The 15,355-nt window shown below is 52.5% G+C and carries 12 protein-coding genes; 5 read left to right on the top strand and 7 right to left on the bottom strand.

Annotated features, from left to right (window positions below):
* Positions 1–112: 112 nt before the first annotated feature.
* Positions 113–1,735, top strand: coding sequence for a methyl-accepting chemotaxis protein (locus AC53GJ_RS19065; RefSeq protein ID WP_496729978.1), 1,623 nt, complete (start codon positions 113–115; stop codon positions 1,733–1,735).
* Between the two features lie 70 nt (positions 1,736–1,805).
* Here AC53GJ_RS19065 and AC53GJ_RS19060 read toward each other — a convergent pair whose 3' ends face one another.
* Positions 1,806–2,135, bottom strand: coding sequence for a hypothetical protein (locus AC53GJ_RS19060; protein WP_496729977.1), 330 nt, complete (start codon positions 2,133–2,135; stop codon positions 1,806–1,808).
* Between the two features lie 394 nt (positions 2,136–2,529).
* Between AC53GJ_RS19060 and AC53GJ_RS19055 the strand changes: the two genes are divergently transcribed.
* Complete coding sequence (locus AC53GJ_RS19055; protein ID WP_496729976.1) at positions 2,530–2,910, top strand: DUF3718 domain-containing protein; 381 nt, start codon at positions 2,530–2,532, stop codon at positions 2,908–2,910.
* Between the two features lie 71 nt (positions 2,911–2,981).
* Here AC53GJ_RS19055 and ggt read toward each other — a convergent pair whose 3' ends face one another.
* Entirely contained in the window at positions 2,982–4,712 is a 1,731-nt protein-coding gene (gene ggt / locus AC53GJ_RS19050) for a gamma-glutamyltransferase (protein ID WP_496729975.1), read from the bottom strand.
* Positions 4,713–4,887: 175 nt separating this feature from the next.
* Between ggt and AC53GJ_RS19045 the strand changes: the two genes are divergently transcribed.
* The gene (locus AC53GJ_RS19045; protein WP_496729974.1) at positions 4,888–6,579 is read left to right on the top strand and encodes a M1 family metallopeptidase; all 1,692 of its coding nucleotides are present in this window, start codon (positions 4,888–4,890) and stop codon (positions 6,577–6,579) included.
* A 96-nt stretch (positions 6,580–6,675) separates the two neighbouring features.
* Here AC53GJ_RS19045 and gmhB read toward each other — a convergent pair whose 3' ends face one another.
* Genes gmhB through AC53GJ_RS19020 form a run of 5 tightly spaced genes read right to left on the bottom strand, consistent with a single transcriptional unit; the run spans position 6,676 to position 11,454 of the window.
* The gene (gmhB, locus tag AC53GJ_RS19040) at positions 6,676–7,302 is read right to left on the bottom strand and encodes a D-glycero-beta-D-manno-heptose 1,7-bisphosphate 7-phosphatase (RefSeq protein WP_496729973.1); all 627 of its coding nucleotides are present in this window, start codon (positions 7,300–7,302) and stop codon (positions 6,676–6,678) included.
* Positions 7,299–8,372 (bottom strand): glycosyltransferase family 9 protein, encoded by a 1,074-nt coding sequence (locus AC53GJ_RS19035; protein ID WP_496729972.1) that lies wholly within the window; start codon positions 8,370–8,372, stop codon positions 7,299–7,301. The genes gmhB and AC53GJ_RS19035 overlap by 4 nt, the downstream gene beginning before the upstream one ends.
* Positions 8,373–8,378: 6 nt before the next feature.
* On the bottom strand, positions 8,379–9,824 hold the full coding sequence (hldE, locus tag AC53GJ_RS19030; RefSeq protein WP_496729971.1) for a bifunctional D-glycero-beta-D-manno-heptose-7-phosphate kinase/D-glycero-beta-D-manno-heptose 1-phosphate adenylyltransferase HldE: 1,446 nt from the start codon (positions 9,822–9,824) through the stop codon (positions 8,379–8,381).
* Positions 9,821–10,393: a D-sedoheptulose-7-phosphate isomerase gene (locus AC53GJ_RS19025; RefSeq protein WP_496729970.1), complete on the bottom strand. Its 573-nt coding sequence runs from the start codon at positions 10,391–10,393 to the stop codon at positions 9,821–9,823. Before AC53GJ_RS19025 ends, hldE begins: the two co-directional genes overlap by 4 nt.
* Positions 10,393–11,454, bottom strand: a complete 1,062-nt coding sequence (locus tag AC53GJ_RS19020) for a hypothetical protein (RefSeq protein ID WP_496729969.1) — start codon at positions 11,452–11,454, stop codon at positions 10,393–10,395. The genes AC53GJ_RS19025 and AC53GJ_RS19020 overlap by 1 nt, the downstream gene beginning before the upstream one ends.
* 187 nt (positions 11,455–11,641) lie before the next feature.
* Between AC53GJ_RS19020 and waaA the strand changes: the two genes are divergently transcribed.
* Together waaA and AC53GJ_RS19010 are read left to right on the top strand one after the other, a co-directional pair.
* Positions 11,642–13,753: a lipid IV(A) 3-deoxy-D-manno-octulosonic acid transferase gene (gene waaA, locus AC53GJ_RS19015; RefSeq protein WP_496729968.1), complete on the top strand. Its 2,112-nt coding sequence runs from the start codon at positions 11,642–11,644 to the stop codon at positions 13,751–13,753.
* Between the two features lie 51 nt (positions 13,754–13,804).
* Positions 13,805–14,998 carry a BaiN/RdsA family NAD(P)/FAD-dependent oxidoreductase gene (locus AC53GJ_RS19010; RefSeq protein ID WP_496732822.1) on the top strand — a complete coding sequence of 398 codons (1,194 nt, stop codon included), beginning with the start codon at positions 13,805–13,807 and terminating at the stop codon, positions 14,996–14,998.
* Positions 14,999–15,355 lie beyond the last annotated feature (357 nt).

Below are 15,355 nucleotides of genomic sequence, written 5' to 3'. Positions count from 1 at the left end.
CTATATCAAAGTCAATTTTTTTGTTAGAAAGGAGCTTCGGCCTGATTATGACAGCGTTGTCATGAAGTTTCAGTTCAGGCTCAGCGCAGATTGTTGCAGTGACGGAGTCGAGATGAAATTAGAACAACAAGTTAAACTTACTGCCGGTGTGATATTGCTGGCCTTATTGGTGATGGTGCTGGTCGGCTTATCAGGCAGCAGAATGGCATCGATGAGCGACAATAAAGCCCGCATCGAACAACTTTTTCTCAGTGCATACAGTGTGCTGACTGAATTTGAAAAAATGGCGGCGGATGGTGTGGTGAGCGATGAGCAGGCTAAGGCCATGGCCATCCGGGTACTGCGGAATAACCTATATAAAGAGAATGAATATGTCTATGTGGCTGACGACAAGATGATCTTTGTTGCGACGCCGCTGGATCCGCAGCTGCATGGTACCAGTTTTGATGAATTTAAAGATGCATCAGGTCACAGTGTCGGTGATATTTTGCGCAAAGCGGTGGCTAAAACGCCAGGTCAGGTGGCTGAATACGACTGGGATTCAGAGCGCGATGGCAAGGTGGTAGACCTGACGTCTATTGCCAGACAGAGTCCACGTTGGGGTTGGTTTGTCGGCACCGGTATCAGTCACGCTGAAGTGGATGAACGTTTCTGGCGGACCGCAGGTTGGGAGCTGGCGATCTGTTTAGTGCTGGCCGCTGTGGCCATTGGGGTGTTGTTCCAGTTTACCCGCAATTTATACCAGTTGATCGGGGATGAACCGGCCACAGTGCGCAGTTTTGCGCTGGCGGTGGCAGATGGTAAGCTGAGCCAGCGCCAGCAACAGAGTAAATACCGCGACAGCATTGATGACGCGATGGCCCAGATGCAAAATGCCCTGTTTCAGATGGTCGATAGTTGTGAACAGGCGGTCCGTCAGCTCAGTACCACTGCGGGCGAAGCTGACCAACGTTCACATCAAGTGGATACACTGGTCAGTTCGCAACAGCAGGAAACAGAGCTGGTGGCGGCTGCTACCCATCAACTGACCCAATCCGCCCATTCTGTGCTCAGTAGTGCCGAAGAAGCGGTCGCGGCCACACAGAGTGCTGACAGTGAAGGGAAGCAGGCGACGCAAGTGATGGCGGCAGTGGTGGCCACTATTGATGATCTGGCGCGGGATATTGATCAAGCGCATCAGGTGGTGCAGAACCTGGATGGCGATGTGGTGCAGATTGCCTCTGTGCTGGAAGTGATTCGGTCCATTGCCGAACAAACCAATTTACTGGCGCTCAATGCTGCCATCGAAGCGGCGCGAGCCGGTGAACAAGGCCGTGGTTTTGCCGTGGTTGCCGACGAAGTGCGGCAACTGGCCTTTCGATCGCAACAAAGTACCGCCCAAATTCAGCAGATGATCGAGCGGCTGCAACAAGGCTCAAAAAATGCCATGACGGCGATGAGTCAGAGCCGGCAGCTCAGCGACAGTGCTGTCGAACAAACCCGTGGCAGTGCGGTGTTATTGCAAAAAATTGCCGATCAGCTTAGCACTATTTCCGATCATAACCGCCAGATCGTGCTGGCCGCATCTGAGCAATCGACAGTCGGGGAGGATATTTCCCGTCGCATCGTACGGATCGCCGGTTTATCCGCCGAGACCCGTCAGCATGCCCAGCAAAACCATGGGGTCAATCAGCAACTGACGCAATTGGCGGCGCAGCTGGCCGCCTTACTGCATAAGTTTGAGTTAACACGTTAAGCAGGGACCACAGTCATCCCGACTACGCAAGCGGAATGACTGCGGGGAGGCTTCTGCAGTGCCTGTTGGTTTACTGCACATACACATTGATGATTTTGTACCAGTTCCCGCTAGCTTCACAACCATCAATAGTGAGCGTGACAGTCTGGTTGGCGGCTTTGGCAGCCAGCAAGGTCGATTTCATCAGCGGGTAGTCACCAATAATCCCGGCAAAACCATTGGCAGTTGGGCACTGGCCGGAACTTTTGGCATTCGGGAAGGCGTTATCAAACTGGACTGCCAGATTATTACCTCCATCAGTAAACAGAATGGTAATTTTTCCAGTATCTGAGGTGTAAGCTGCTGTGGCAGTCTGGGTCCAGCAACAGAGTGCCAGGCCGATGGCGATGAGCAATTTCATCCAGTATTCTCCAGATTATAGGTTGATTATGGCCAAGACTGAGCTTGTACCAGATCGCAACTAACGGCGTAATGCTGCAAAATGATAGCATTTGTAACACAAAATGCATTTTATTTTTGTTTAGTTGTGATACAGGTGCGGGCTGCTGTGGCTGGTAGCGCCGCATACTCTGTCGTGTTCGTTGCGACAGGCTGACCTGACGAGTCTGGCTGCTTAGTTTTAATACTCAGTCTGAACTAAATTTAATCATTCAAATCAATTTATCGCGAAATCTTCGGGTCTGACCTTGCCTTCGTCTGATTAACGCTAATACTTGGCTTAACTTAGTTTGTCGTCAGGGCGACATTGCCCTGGCCCAGTTTAGGTTCAATCAACAGCTCCCTATGAGGTTATTATGAAAAAGAAAATTGCTTTGATGTCTTCCATTGCTGTGGCTCTGGTACTGACTGCTGGTTCACCGGCAGTGATGGCCGAAGAGCAGTGGGCAACATCTTTATGTGAATACACCAAAGCGGATGATAAAAATCGGATCCGTAAATTGCTGTCTGATAACAAAATTAACGTGCGCAAGATTTACGACAAAGTACAATGTAACGGCGATTCGCTGATTAAATTCGCCATGCGTAGTGACGCTTATGAAGTCGGTTCTTTTTATGTCAAACAGATGTCAGCCAAGGCATTAGTGGCCGAAGATCTGGAAGCCTGGGCCAATAGCAATAACCTTGGACAATCTTCCTTGATCAACGATATCAAAGCCCGGATTGGTCAGGATTAATTTTTCTGCCGACAACCACAGCGCAGTGAGACTGCGCCGTGGTTGTCTGATTAACTAGTTGTCGGATATGACTAAAAACCCGCTGCCTGACCATCTTTGCGTGATTCAGAGGCGCCATAATAAACCCCCCGCAGCCAATCCTTTTTAATCGCCTGATAGCCACCATAACCACCCAGCCCATAACGGATATCATGACCTTTTTGCTGCAGTTGCTGAATGGTCTGATAAGGCACACCCCGTTCTACTTCGGTATAACCGCCATTTTTCAGGTACATTTGTGTGCCATCCGTCGGTTCGGTATTGCCCAGGTGCTGCCAGCGCGCCGCGTCACCAGCTTCCTGAATATTCATGCCATAATCGAGCATATTGACAATAATCTGCACATGGCCCTGCGGTTGCATCGCCCCACCCATCACGCCAAAACTGAGAAATGGCTGGCCATCTTTGGTGATAAACGCCGGAATGATGGTATTAAAGGCCCGTTTGCCAGGGGCATAAACATTGGCATGTTTGTCATCGAGGGAAAACATCTGGCCGCGGTCCTGGAAACCAAAACCCAGCCCGGGCACGACGACGCCTGATCCCATCCCCCGGTAGTTGGATTGGATCAGCGACACCATATTGCCGTCTTGATCGGCCGTGGTCAGATAAATGGTATCCCCCTGATACAGGTGCGGGTTGCCAGCGTCGACCCGCTGCGCTGCCCGATCGGTAATGAGTTTAGCCCGCTCTTTGCCATAGGCTTCCGAGATCAGACCTTGCACAGGGATCTTGGCAAAAGCCGGGTCGGCATAAAATTTGGCTCTGTCTTCAAACGCCAGTTTTTTGGCTTCAATCAGCGTATGCAGGCTGGCCGTGCTATTAAAACCCATGGCGGCTAAATCAAAATTTTTCAGAATTTGCAACATTTGCAGGGCGGCAATACCCTGACCATTGGGTGGCAGTTCCCAAACATCATAACCACGGTAATTGACTGAAACCGGCTCAACCCATTCCGATTGGTGGCTGGCGAAATCTTCATAGCGCAGATAACCGCCTTTCTTTTGCATGAAAGCATCAATCTGGCGGGCAATCACGCCCTGATAAAAGGCATCCCGGCCTTCTGTCGCCAACAGTTTTAAAGTATTGGCCAGGGCCGGATTTTTAAAGATGTCGCCCTTGGCCGGAGCCTTGCCATTGATGGTAAAAGTACCAACAAAATCACCTGGTTGCGGCGACAGCTTGGGGACTGACAGCGCCCAGTAATAGGCGATCAGCTCTGAGACCGGAAAACCTTGTTCGGCATACGCAATAGTGGGCGCCAGAAGGTCTGCCATCGGCAGTTTGCCGAATTTCTGATGCAGGCTAAACCAGCCGTCGACAGCACCGGGCACACTGATCGGCAGCATGCCATAAGGCGGAATATCGCTGCGGTCCAATTTTTTCACTGCAGCCTGCATTTGGCGCAGCGTGAGCCCCTTGGGCGAGCGGCCTGCGCCATTGAGGCCATAGAGTTTTTTATCCCGGGCCGACCAGACCATAGCGTACAAATCGCCACCTATGCCATTGCCGGTTGGTTCCATCAAACCCAGCGCGGCATTGGCAGCAATAGCGGCATCAATGGCGTTGCCGCCTTTTTTCATCACATCCAGCGCAATTTGGGTGGCCAGCGGTTGGCTGGTGGCCGCCATGGCTTTGGGGGCTATCACTTCAGAACGACTGGCAAAATCATGACCTGTCACCCGGTCATAGCTATACACGGACGGCACGATACTGAGCGCGCCTAAGCCGCTTAGCAGCAAAAGAATGGTGGTTTTTGGCACAAAATACCCCAGTGTTACAACACAGAATGAGCAATGAAATTAGTCCGAATGCGAAAGCGGCACCAGTGACAAGCGACCAACAGCACTGTCAGTCGGATAGCTGACAGTTCAGTCGCCAGGCTTTCATGGCATGATAATTCTGACTATTTGTTCATCATCTCTGTCTGGAGTTTTTATGAAGTTATCCGCTGTTGCTGGCATCGTCGCTGGCGCTATGCTCAGTGCCTGTAGTACCACAGTGCCGTTAGATCCGTTGATTGGCGATACCGGTCAGCCATTATCAGCGCTGGCGCAGCGCACTGATGTCACTTATTACCAGCTAGATCTGGAAATTCTGCCGGCAGAGCAAGCGATCCAGGGGATGGGCCTGACCGAATTTACCGTGCTGCAGAGCACCTCGGCCGCCGAGTTAAAACTCGACAGCCGTTTTAGCATTGATCGCATCACAGTCGATGGCCAGGATGCCGGTTACCAACGGGACGGTGGCATTCTGACCATCGCACTGGGCAGTGAAAAAGCGGTTGGCAGTAAAGTGAAAGTGGCAGTGCACTATCGGGGCAAACCCCATGTGGCGAAAAATGCGCCTTGGGCCGGTGGTTCAGTCTGGAGTAAAACACCGGATGGACAACCCTGGATTGCCACTGCAGTGCAGGGCGAAGGCTGCGATTTGTTCTGGCCTTGTAAGGATCATTTCAGCGATAAAGCCGACAGTATGCGCATTCGGCTGACAGTGCCCAATTCACTGGCGGCTGTCACCAATGGCGTATTGCAACAAATTACGCCGGTCGCAGGCAATAAACGGCAATACGACTGGTTATTGTCGGTGCCTGCCAGCGACTACAATATTGCGCTGAATATTGGTCCTTTTGAACGTATTGTGCAGAATTATCAGGGCATTAATGGCAGCAGCTATCCGATAGAATTCTGGGCGCTAAAAGCCAATGCCGACAAAGCCAGAGCTTTGATCCGCGATGATGTGGTGCATCAACTGGAGTTTTTTGAACGTAAATTAGGGCCATTTCCGTGGGGCAACCAGAAAATGGGGTTAGTGGAAACCCCCCATCTGGGCATGGAGCATCAGACCGTCAATGCTTATGGCAAAAACTATAGCCGCGATCCGCATGGTTTTGACTGGTTATTACAACATGAGCTGGCGCATGAATGGTTTGGCAACCTGATGACGCATGAGAAACTGAATGATGCCTGGTTGCATGAAGGTTTTGGTCTGTATATGCAGCCGGCTTATGCGCTGGATAAACTTGGGCCTGCCGCCTACAACTATCAGATGTATAAAGCTTATCTGGGGTTACTCAATTGTGATCCTGTGGTGCGCGATGGGGTGGTGACCTCTGATCAAGCCTTTAATCCGGATATTTATGGCAAAGGCGGCTGGGTGCTACACAGCCTGCGCTGGTTGATTGGCGAAGATTTATTCTGGCAGGCGACCCGCGAATTGCTGTACGGCACCAATGACACCCACAAACTGCCTTATCCGCTGACGCCGCGTTATCGCAATACCAATGATTTTATCCAGATCGTCAACCGCTTAACCGGCAAAGATTATCAGTGGTTATTTGATGTTTACCTCAAGCAAGCGGCCTTACCAGAGCTGGTGGAGCAGCGCACAGCGCAAGGCCTGACGCTCAGTTGGCGCACCCCAGCCAAGCTGCCATTCCCGATGCCAGTACCGGTGCAAATCAATGGGGTGAGTAAGCTGCTGGATTTCAGTCAGGGGCCAGTGACTTTACCGCTGCAAAGCAGCGACAAAGTGCTGATTGACCCTGAAATGAAAGTGCTGAGGATGTTGCCGATCATTGGCAACTGCGAAGAAATGAAAGCGGCTAAACCGAATAAAAGGACGGATTAACCGCATGCCAGCTGCGATGGCGATTGTCATTGCAGCCAGCTTGAACATGAAGGACAGCGCTTGAGTGCGAAGCGCGGCTTTATAAAGGGTTAAATGCTAAGCGCTCACTGCGGTTAAAGCAGTCGCAATCGAAGGCCAGATTTCATCCGCTGATTGTTGTTCCTCTGCCGATAAGGACTGACCGGATAACACCAATACTTTGCGCTGCACGCCAGCCGCAGCGGCGGCCTGCATATCGGCAGCTTTGTCGCCCAGCATCAGACTTTGCGCCGGATCGATCTGATATTCCCGCATCGCTTGCAATAACATCCCCGGCTCAGGTTTACGGCAGTCACAGGCAATATTGTACGGACTCTGACCTTTTTGTGCATGATGCGGGCAATAATAGACGCCATCAATTTTCACGCCCTCGGCGGCAAATTGTTGTTTCATCCAACTGGTCAGCAAGGCAAATTGATGTTCAGTGTAATAACCACGGCCAATGCCCGATTGGTTGGTGACGACAATCAGTAAATAGCCCAGTTGCTGCAAATGGCGGCAGGCATCAAACACACCATCAATAAAATCAAATTGTTCCGGTTGATACAAATAACCGTGGTCGATATTAATCACCCCATCCCGATCCAGAAACACGGCTTTACGCAGCGCTGTCGCATCACCATGCTGATGGACGCCTTCAACTGCGGTGTTTATCGGTTGTTCACAAACTTCACAGCGGGTCATGCTAATTGTTCCTCGACTATCACTTTCTCCAGCATGCTGGTGACGGCTTCGACGCTGATCTGCGCCATAATGTGTTCGCCTTTAACGCGCCTGCCAAATTTCACTTCAGCGGCGGTCTTACCGGCCTGACGTTGTAGTTCAGCATGGTAGGTTTCGACCACGTAATGCCGGTACAGATAAGGACCGGTGCGTTCAGGATTGCTGTGGCCATACAGACCAATCACCGGCGTGCCAACAGTCACCGCCATATGGGCCGGGCCTGTATCAGGCGCAATCACTACAGTGGCGGCCTGTAACAAAGCCAAGAGCTGCTTCAGACTGGTTTTACCGACTAAATCGACGATAGGGCACTGCGCGCTTTGCAGAATGTCGTCTCTGAGCTGTCGCTCCAGTGGGGTCGGGCCACCGCACAGCAGCACCTGAAACCCCAGATTGCTGGCGTAATCTGCCACTGCGGCGTAGCGCACTGGCAGCCAGTTGCGTTCAGCCTTGGAGGCGGCCGGACAAATCACCAGAAAACGCTGCACACCCTGCGCCTTAAAGGGCGCCAACTGTGCATTGGCAAAATCGATATCAGCCTGACTGAGCGGCATCTGCCACTGCGGTTTATCGCCTGGTTCAGTTAAAAAGGGCACTCCCAGATGGCGGGCAAAACCGGCAAAACCATCCAGCACATGGGGTTGTGCTTGTGGTGCGATGCGCTCGCGCATAAAAAGCGCGTGCAGCTCTTTAGCCCGGCTCCAGTCAAAACCAATTTTACGTTTGGCCTTGATGACTAAACTGGCCAGATTGGCCCGCAGCGCCACCTGCATATGCAGCAGCACATCAAATTGCCGGCCCTGTAGCTTGTGGGCTAAATCAGCATAAGCTTTCAGCCCCAGCTTTTTATCAAACACCACCAGCTCGACGCCGGGTAAGCCTTGCAGCAACATGGCTTCCACTTTGCCGACGATCCAGCTGATCCGGGCATTGGGATAATGGCGCTGAATAGCCTGCACTGCCGCCACGGCATGACAAACATCGCCAATGGCGGACAGCCGTAAAATACAAATTGAACTCAGCTCGGTCAAAATCGGTTATCCCTGAATTTTTTTGATGATGGCGCTGGTCGAGCAGCCATCGACAAATTGCAGTACTTTGACGTCGCCACCGGCTGCCAGCACTTCTGACGCACCCACGATAGTATCGATGCTGTAATCACCGCCTTTGACCAGCACATCTGGTTTCACTTGTAAAATCAGCGCCAGGGGCCTGTCTTGTTCGCTCAGATCATCACCAAACGGCAGCACCCAATCGACACTTGCCAGGCTGGCCAGCACAGTGGCGCGTTCCGACAGCGGATTAACCGGCCGGCTGGCGCCTTTTAAGCGGGAAATGGACGCATCGCTATTGAGCCCAACCACCAGGCGGTCACCGAGCGCTTTGGCCTGCGCCAGATAACGGACATGGCCAGCATGTAAAATATCAAAACAGCCATTGGTAAAGACAATACGTTCGCCGTTTTGGCGGGCGAACTGGATATGCTGCAGCACTTTATCAAAAGGCGTCTGATAGACATCACCTTGCGAAAACAAATGCTTATTCAGTTTAGCGGCCAGCTCGGCTGGCGAAACAGTGGCAGCGCCGAGTTTACCGACCACGATACCGGCTGCCAGATTGGCCATTTCGACCGCCTGCGGCAGCGCCATACCAGCCCCTAACATCACTGCCAGGGTGGCAATCACGGTATCACCGGCACCGGTGACATCACTGACTTCCAGCACCTGCGCCGGGAAATGATGATGTTCAGTGGCAGTGATCAGCGTCATACCTTGCTCAGAGCGGGTCAGCAGCATGGCGGCAATGCCACAACGGCTCAGCATGGCGCGGGCTGAACTCAGCATGGTTTCGTCACTGCTGGCATCACCACCGGCCAGGCGGAATTCGGATAAATTCGGCGTCAGAATATCGGCGCCGCGATACACCGACAGATCGGCTTGTTTCGGGTCGACCAGCACATATTTACCGGCAGCCTTGGCACTTTGGATGATACGACCAACCGCAGCTAACGAGCCTTTGTTGTAGTCGCTGACCAGCACAAACTCATAATCTGGTAATAAAGCTTCGACCTGGTCGGCCAGAGCCTCGCTATGGGCCAGGCTGAAATTTTGTTCCACATCCAGCCGCACCACTTGCTGATGGCGTGAAATCACCCGCATTTTTGCGATAGTCGGCAGTTGCTGTTGTTTCAGCAGGGCGGAATAAATGCCGTCCTGTTGCAAAATAGTGCAGAGGCTATCGCCTTCAGCGTCATCGCCAATCAGCCCCAGCAAACCAACTTTGGCATCCAGGTGGGCGATATTACGCGCCACGTTGGCGGCGCCACCGGCTTTGTCTTCAATTTTGCTGATCTTGACCACAGGCACCGGCGCTTCCGGCGAAATCCGCTGCGAGTCGCCCTGAAAGTAACGGTCCAGCATCACATCGCCGACCACCAGCACCCGGGCCTGGCCCAGCTGATTTAATTTGGTGATATCAATCATGCGCCTAGTTCCAGATCCAGCGCTTCACATAACCAGTGGCCAATAAACATATGCACTTCCTGGATGCGGGCGGTTTCAGCAAAATTGACGATAATCGGCAGCTTTGCAATGTCTTTCACCAGACCGCCGTCACGACCGGTCAGGGCTACGGTAAAAGCGCCAATCTCATTGGCGGCTTGCAGCGCCAGGTTGATATTCGGGCTTTTGCCTGATGTTGTCAGGCCAATTACCACATCTTGTGGCCGCACTAAACCCTGCACCTGACGGGCAAACACAGTATCAAAGTGATAGTCGTTGGCGTGCGCCGTTAAAATTGAGGTGTCTGTAGTCAGCGCAATAGACGCCAGCGGGCCACGTTCGGCTTTATATCGCACCATAAATTCAGCGGCTAAATGCTGGCTGTCAGCGGCAGAACCACCGTTGCCCATCCACACCACTTTGCCACCGGCTTTCAGACAAGCCAGCACGGCATCCAACAGTTGTTGTGACTGGTCGGCATATTGTTCAACAGTGGCAAAAACCGCACGATGACGGGCAAGGGCGGCTAAAAAACTGGCTGTTTGACTCATCAAAAAATTCCTTCAGACGCGGCAGGTACCGGCAATGCCAGCAACCTTGCAATATCGGCCAGCACAAGCTGCAAGCCGGGTTCGGATGAATAGACAGACGCCAGCGGCATCCGTAACGCTTTCTGACATTGTGCCACTATATCAGCTGTGGCTAAAGTCGCAGGATAAATCAGGCCTTCGGCGGCACAGGCCAGTACCCGATCCGGCTGATCTTTGGCCACCGGCACTGCCACGGTATTTTTGCCAAGCACTATGGCCTGACCCATCATATCACCGCCGCCACTGACCACCAGACTGGCCTGTTGTAATAAGGTCATCAGTTCAGCATTGGGCAAGGCTTTCACCACCCGCACATAGTCGGTGGCTGGCAAGTCGGCGTTAAAGTTGGTGCCGGTGACCAGCACTGCCGGTAATGCTGCGCTCGCCAGCTGTTGCGCTGCCAGATAAAACTGTTCGGTGGCACTTTTACCATCGACCAGATGGCCACCGCCACCGGCCGCCCAGACGCTAAAGGCTTTGCCGCTGAGATCGGCAAAAGCAACCGGCAGTTCAGGTTGCGGCTTGCTGAAAATAGGGCCAGTGAACAAGGGGGCGGCTTTTTTAAATAACCGCAGCTTAAATCTTTCTAATGCGGTTAAATCACCATCGACAAATTTAAATTGGGTGATCCAGTGCGCGTCCAGCGCCGGTAATCTGCCCAAGGCAAAACCTTTGGCGCGCTTCTTTTTATGCTGGCTGATAAAGACTACTTTAGCGCCAAGCTTTTTCGCTTGTCTGGCTTGGGATGCGCGGCCAGAGCAATCAAAAATCACCAGATCCGGCTGCAGTTGTAACAGCAGATCATTGACGGCGGCTTTTTCTTTGGTGGCGGATTTATTCAGCAGATGGACCGGAAACGGGCAACTGCTGGCGACTGGCGCATGTTTATTCAATACAAACTGAATATCCAGCCCAGGCCATTGCTGCTGTAACGCTTCGGCAATGATTAAAGAGCGCATATATTCGCCAATGCCCTGCGGGCTGGAGACGGGGATCATCAGGATCCGGGCCTGGGTGCTCATAGCTGCATGTTCTCTGCTGGCAAAATCGAAGCCGGCAGTATAGCTGACCTGACCGCTGGCATAAAGGCGGGGCCACAGGATGTTCGGCGTTATCTTTGATTGTCTGAAAGAATATGATGGCTGGCATAATGGTGGGGACCACAGTATGATCGGAGCTATCTCCGTGCTTGTCCGAAAGAAGATGCCGTTGCCGACATTGAGTTTATTTTTATATAACCTGCTGATTTACCTGCTCAGATTCCCGATGTTGCTATTTTTTATCTGGCGCAGCAGGGCCGATGTGGCTTACCGGCAGCGCTTTGCCGAGCGGTTTTGTTACCAGCAAGTGCCGCCGGATCAGGCTGGCGGTATCTTATTGCATGCGGTTTCGGTCGGTGAAGTGATTGCCGCGACGCCACTGATTGAACAACTGCTCAGCCAATATCCGGACCTGCCACTGACGGTGACTTGTACCACGCCAACCGGCTCAGCCCGGTTGCAGGCCGCTTTTGGCCAGCGCATCTTTCATTGTTATTTACCTTTTGACACCCCAGGCGCAAATCGCCGGTTATTGCGTAAAGTAGCCCCGCAATTGCTGATTTTACTCGAAACCGAATTGTGGCCGAATTTAATCCGCCAGGCGCATGCTGCCGCAGTACCGGTGATGCTGGTCAATGCCAGGTTATCGGCGCGCTCGGCCCGGGGTTATCGCCGTTTTGCTGCTTTAATCCAGCCGATGTTACGTCAGCTCAGTTTTATAGGTTGTCAGGATGCGGCCACTTTAAGACGCTTTCGGGCCTTGGTTGGGGCTGGCTCAGTGCCGGATGGGGTGCAGCAATGGGTACCAGCGCTACAGCTGCAACGCAGCGGCAATCTGAAATTTGATTTAACCCTGGATGCCAGCCTGGCACAACAAGCGCTGGCGTTCAAAAACCAATGGGGCAACAGACCCGTGTGGGTGGCTGGCAGTACCCATGCCGGTGAAGATGAACAGTTGCTGGCGGCCTTTCGCCAGGTGCTGCTGCAACAACCTGATACCTTGCTGGTGCTGGTGCCCCGTCATCCGGACCGGTTTGCTGCTGTGGACAGCTTGATCCGACACGCGGGTTTGCGCCTGGTCAGACGCAGTCAGGCCGAACCCGTGCTGCCTGACACTCAGGTGTTACTGGGGGACAGCATGGGTGAATTGATGCTGTGGTATCAACTGGCAGATGTGGTCTTTGTCGGAGGTTCGCTGATTGAACGCGGCGGTCATAATCCGCTGGAACCGATGAGTGTGCACAAAGCTGTGATATCTGGGCGCCATGTGTTTAATTTCGCGGCTATTTTTAAGCAAATGCAACGCGAAGGCGCAGTGCGTTTTGTCGACGACAGTCAGAGTCTGGCCAAAGTGCTGCTGCAATTACTGGCTGATCCAGCGCAAAGGCAACAACAGGCTGCATTGGGCGCCGCCATTTACCGTCAGCATGGCGGCGCTTGCCGCCGTTTACTGCAGAGCATTGCACAACTGCTGCCGACTGAACAAGGCCGTTGTTTACAATTACGCCATGCCAGCACTGAACTGTGGTATGACCCGGCGCTGGTGCAGGCTGGCGGCTTTTCCAGCGCCGATCCGGCATTTTTTCAGCCGCAAAGCTGGCTGGACTGTGATGCCGTGATTGGACAATCCAGCGGCCGCAATATTGTCTGGTTTGTGCAGGCGCAACAACAACGCTGGGTGCTGCGGCATTATTATCGCGGTGGTTTGGTCGGCAAGGTGAATAAAGACTGGTTCTGGCCAGTGCCGCTGGCGCGTAGCCGTGCCATGGCGGAATTTCGGTTATTGCAGCAGTTACGGCAATTAGGCTTGCCGGTACCGGCGCCAGTGGCGGCGTTATATCGTCGGCGCGGTTTTGGTTGCGGTTTTGGTTATAGCGCCGATATTCTGTTGCAACTGGTCGATGGCAGCATGGACTTAGCCAGGTTGTTGGGTCAGCAGGCATTAACCGCGACGCAGTGGCAACAGGTCGGGCAGTTGATCCGCTGTTTCCATCAGGCGCAGTTGTATCATTCCGATTTAAACTGCCACAATATTCTGCTGGACCCAGCCGGGCAATTTTGGCTGATTGATTTTGATAAATGCGGTTTTCGTGCTGGTCAGTTGTGGCAACAAAGTATGCTGGACCGGCTGCAACGTTCGCTGAAAAAAGAATTGGCGCTGGCGCAGCAGCAACAACGGCCTTTTCACTGGCAATTGCCGGACTGGCAAGCCTTGCTGGACGGTTATCAGCAGTCAGCTCCGCCCACACCTTATACCATGAGTCCGGCTTTGCTGGACTGATACAGGCTGCGGTTGTCACCGCAGCTTGCCATGACTTGAAAGAGAAGAATGATGTCAAATCCAACCCAAAACTGGGATGTAATTGTGATTGGCGCTGGTGCTGCCGGTTTATTTTGTGCCATTGAAGCCGCCAAACGTGGCCGCAAAACCCTGGTGCTGGATAATGGCAAGCGGATAGGCCGGAAAATTTTAATGTCGGGTGGTGGCCGTTGCAATTTCACCAATATTTATGCAAGTCCGGCTAATTTCCTCTCGCAAAACAAGCACTTCTGTAAATCTGCTTTAAGCCGTTATACCCAGTGGGATTTTATCGCGCTGGTGCAGCAATATGGTATTCCCTACCATGAAAAGACGCTGGGCCAGCTGTTTTGTGACAACAGCGCCAAAGATATCGTCGATATGCTGCAGCAGGAATGTGATAAAGCCGGCGTGCAGATTGCGTTGCAACAAGACATCAGTGCAGTCAGCTTCCAGGCTGAACGTTATCTGCTGCAGACCAGCGGCATCAGCCGCAGTTGTCAGAGTTTAGTGGTCGCCAGCGGCGGTCTAAGTTTGCCGAATTTAGGCGCCAGTGCTTTTGGTTTTCAACTGGCAGAACAATTCGGCCTGCAGGTGTTACCGGTCCGCGCCGGACTGGTGCCACTGACCTGGCAACCGGATGATAAAGCCTTGTACGAAGAAATCAGCGGGGTATCCTTGCCGGTGACCGCAGAGGCCAATGACAGCCAGTTTGCCGAAGATATGCTATTTACCCACCGCGGTTTAAGCGGTCCGGCCATTTTACAGATTTCGTCGTTCTGGCAACCGGGCGATGCCGTCACTGTCAACTTGTCGCCGGGCCAGTCGGTGCTGGAGTTTCTGCAGGATGCGCAGCAAAAACACCCGGAGCAGGAATTAAAAACGGCCCTGGCGCGGTTATTACCCAAACGGCTGGTGGAAAAGTTACTGGCACAGAACCTATTGACCAATCAGCCACTGAAAGCCCTCAACGCCAAAAGCAGCCAGCGCATCGCTGATCTATTGCACCACTTTGTGTTCAAACCAAACGGCACCGAAGGCTACCGCACCGCCGAAGTCACGCTAGGCGGCGTCGACACCAAAGAACTGTCGTCCAAAACCATGGCGGCAACTAAACAACCCGGCTTATATTTTATCGGCGAAGTAGTAGACGTCACCGGCTGGTTAGGCGGCTACAACTTCCAATGGGCCTGGTCCAGCGGCTGGGTGGCGGGGCAGTATTGTTGATGTTTTCGGGTATTAAAAAATAAGATTTTTATTAAAAAACTATTACACGTCAAGCTTGGGCAGTTCGTAACACGCCAGCTTAGATGCAAGCCGTTTTGAAGTTAACCAAATAGATTTTTTTGAATAGTCACTTTGCGGTAGTTGTTGACGATGGTTCTGACTTTTTTGAATTGTTGTTTTTCACTGAAAGCGGATTTTGTTGGGGTAAAAGAATGAATAGCTGTCGAAAATTTCGAGATTTTGCCGCATGGTGAAAAAGCTATAAAAGCTTGCAGTATTCATTTCGTGTTGATGCTGAGGCTCAGTGTTTAGATGACAACGATGTAGCCAATGTTAGCTGACCGCTGCTATTTGTTG

The organism is Rheinheimera sp. B2H12, from assembly GCF_059620065.1.
This window is presented reverse-complemented; position numbering and strand designations above follow the sequence as displayed.

Excerpts from the sequence above, each read along its gene's own strand:
- AC53GJ_RS19065 (WP_496729978.1), top strand. The coding sequence starts at position 113 with ATGAAATTAGAACAACAAGTTAAACTTACTGCCGGTGTGATATTGCTG.
- AC53GJ_RS19060 (WP_496729977.1), bottom strand. The coding sequence starts at position 2,135 with ATGAAATTGCTCATCGCCATCGGCCTGGCACTCTGTTGCTGGACCCAG.
- AC53GJ_RS19055 (WP_496729976.1), top strand. The coding sequence starts at position 2,530 with ATGAAAAAGAAAATTGCTTTGATGTCTTCCATTGCTGTGGCTCTGGTA.
- AC53GJ_RS19045 (WP_496729974.1), top strand. The coding sequence starts at position 4,888 with ATGAAGTTATCCGCTGTTGCTGGCATCGTCGCTGGCGCTATGCTCAGT.
- gmhB (WP_496729973.1), bottom strand. The coding sequence starts at position 7,302 with ATGACCCGCTGTGAAGTTTGTGAACAACCGATAAACACCGCAGTTGAA.
- hldE (WP_496729971.1), bottom strand. The coding sequence starts at position 9,824 with ATGATTGATATCACCAAATTAAATCAGCTGGGCCAGGCCCGGGTGCTG.
- AC53GJ_RS19025 (WP_496729970.1), bottom strand. The coding sequence starts at position 10,393 with ATGAGTCAAACAGCCAGTTTTTTAGCCGCCCTTGCCCGTCATCGTGCG.
- AC53GJ_RS19020 (WP_496729969.1), bottom strand. The coding sequence starts at position 11,454 with ATGAGCACCCAGGCCCGGATCCTGATGATCCCCGTCTCCAGCCCGCAG.
- AC53GJ_RS19010 (WP_496732822.1), top strand. The coding sequence starts at position 13,805 with ATGTCAAATCCAACCCAAAACTGGGATGTAATTGTGATTGGCGCTGGT.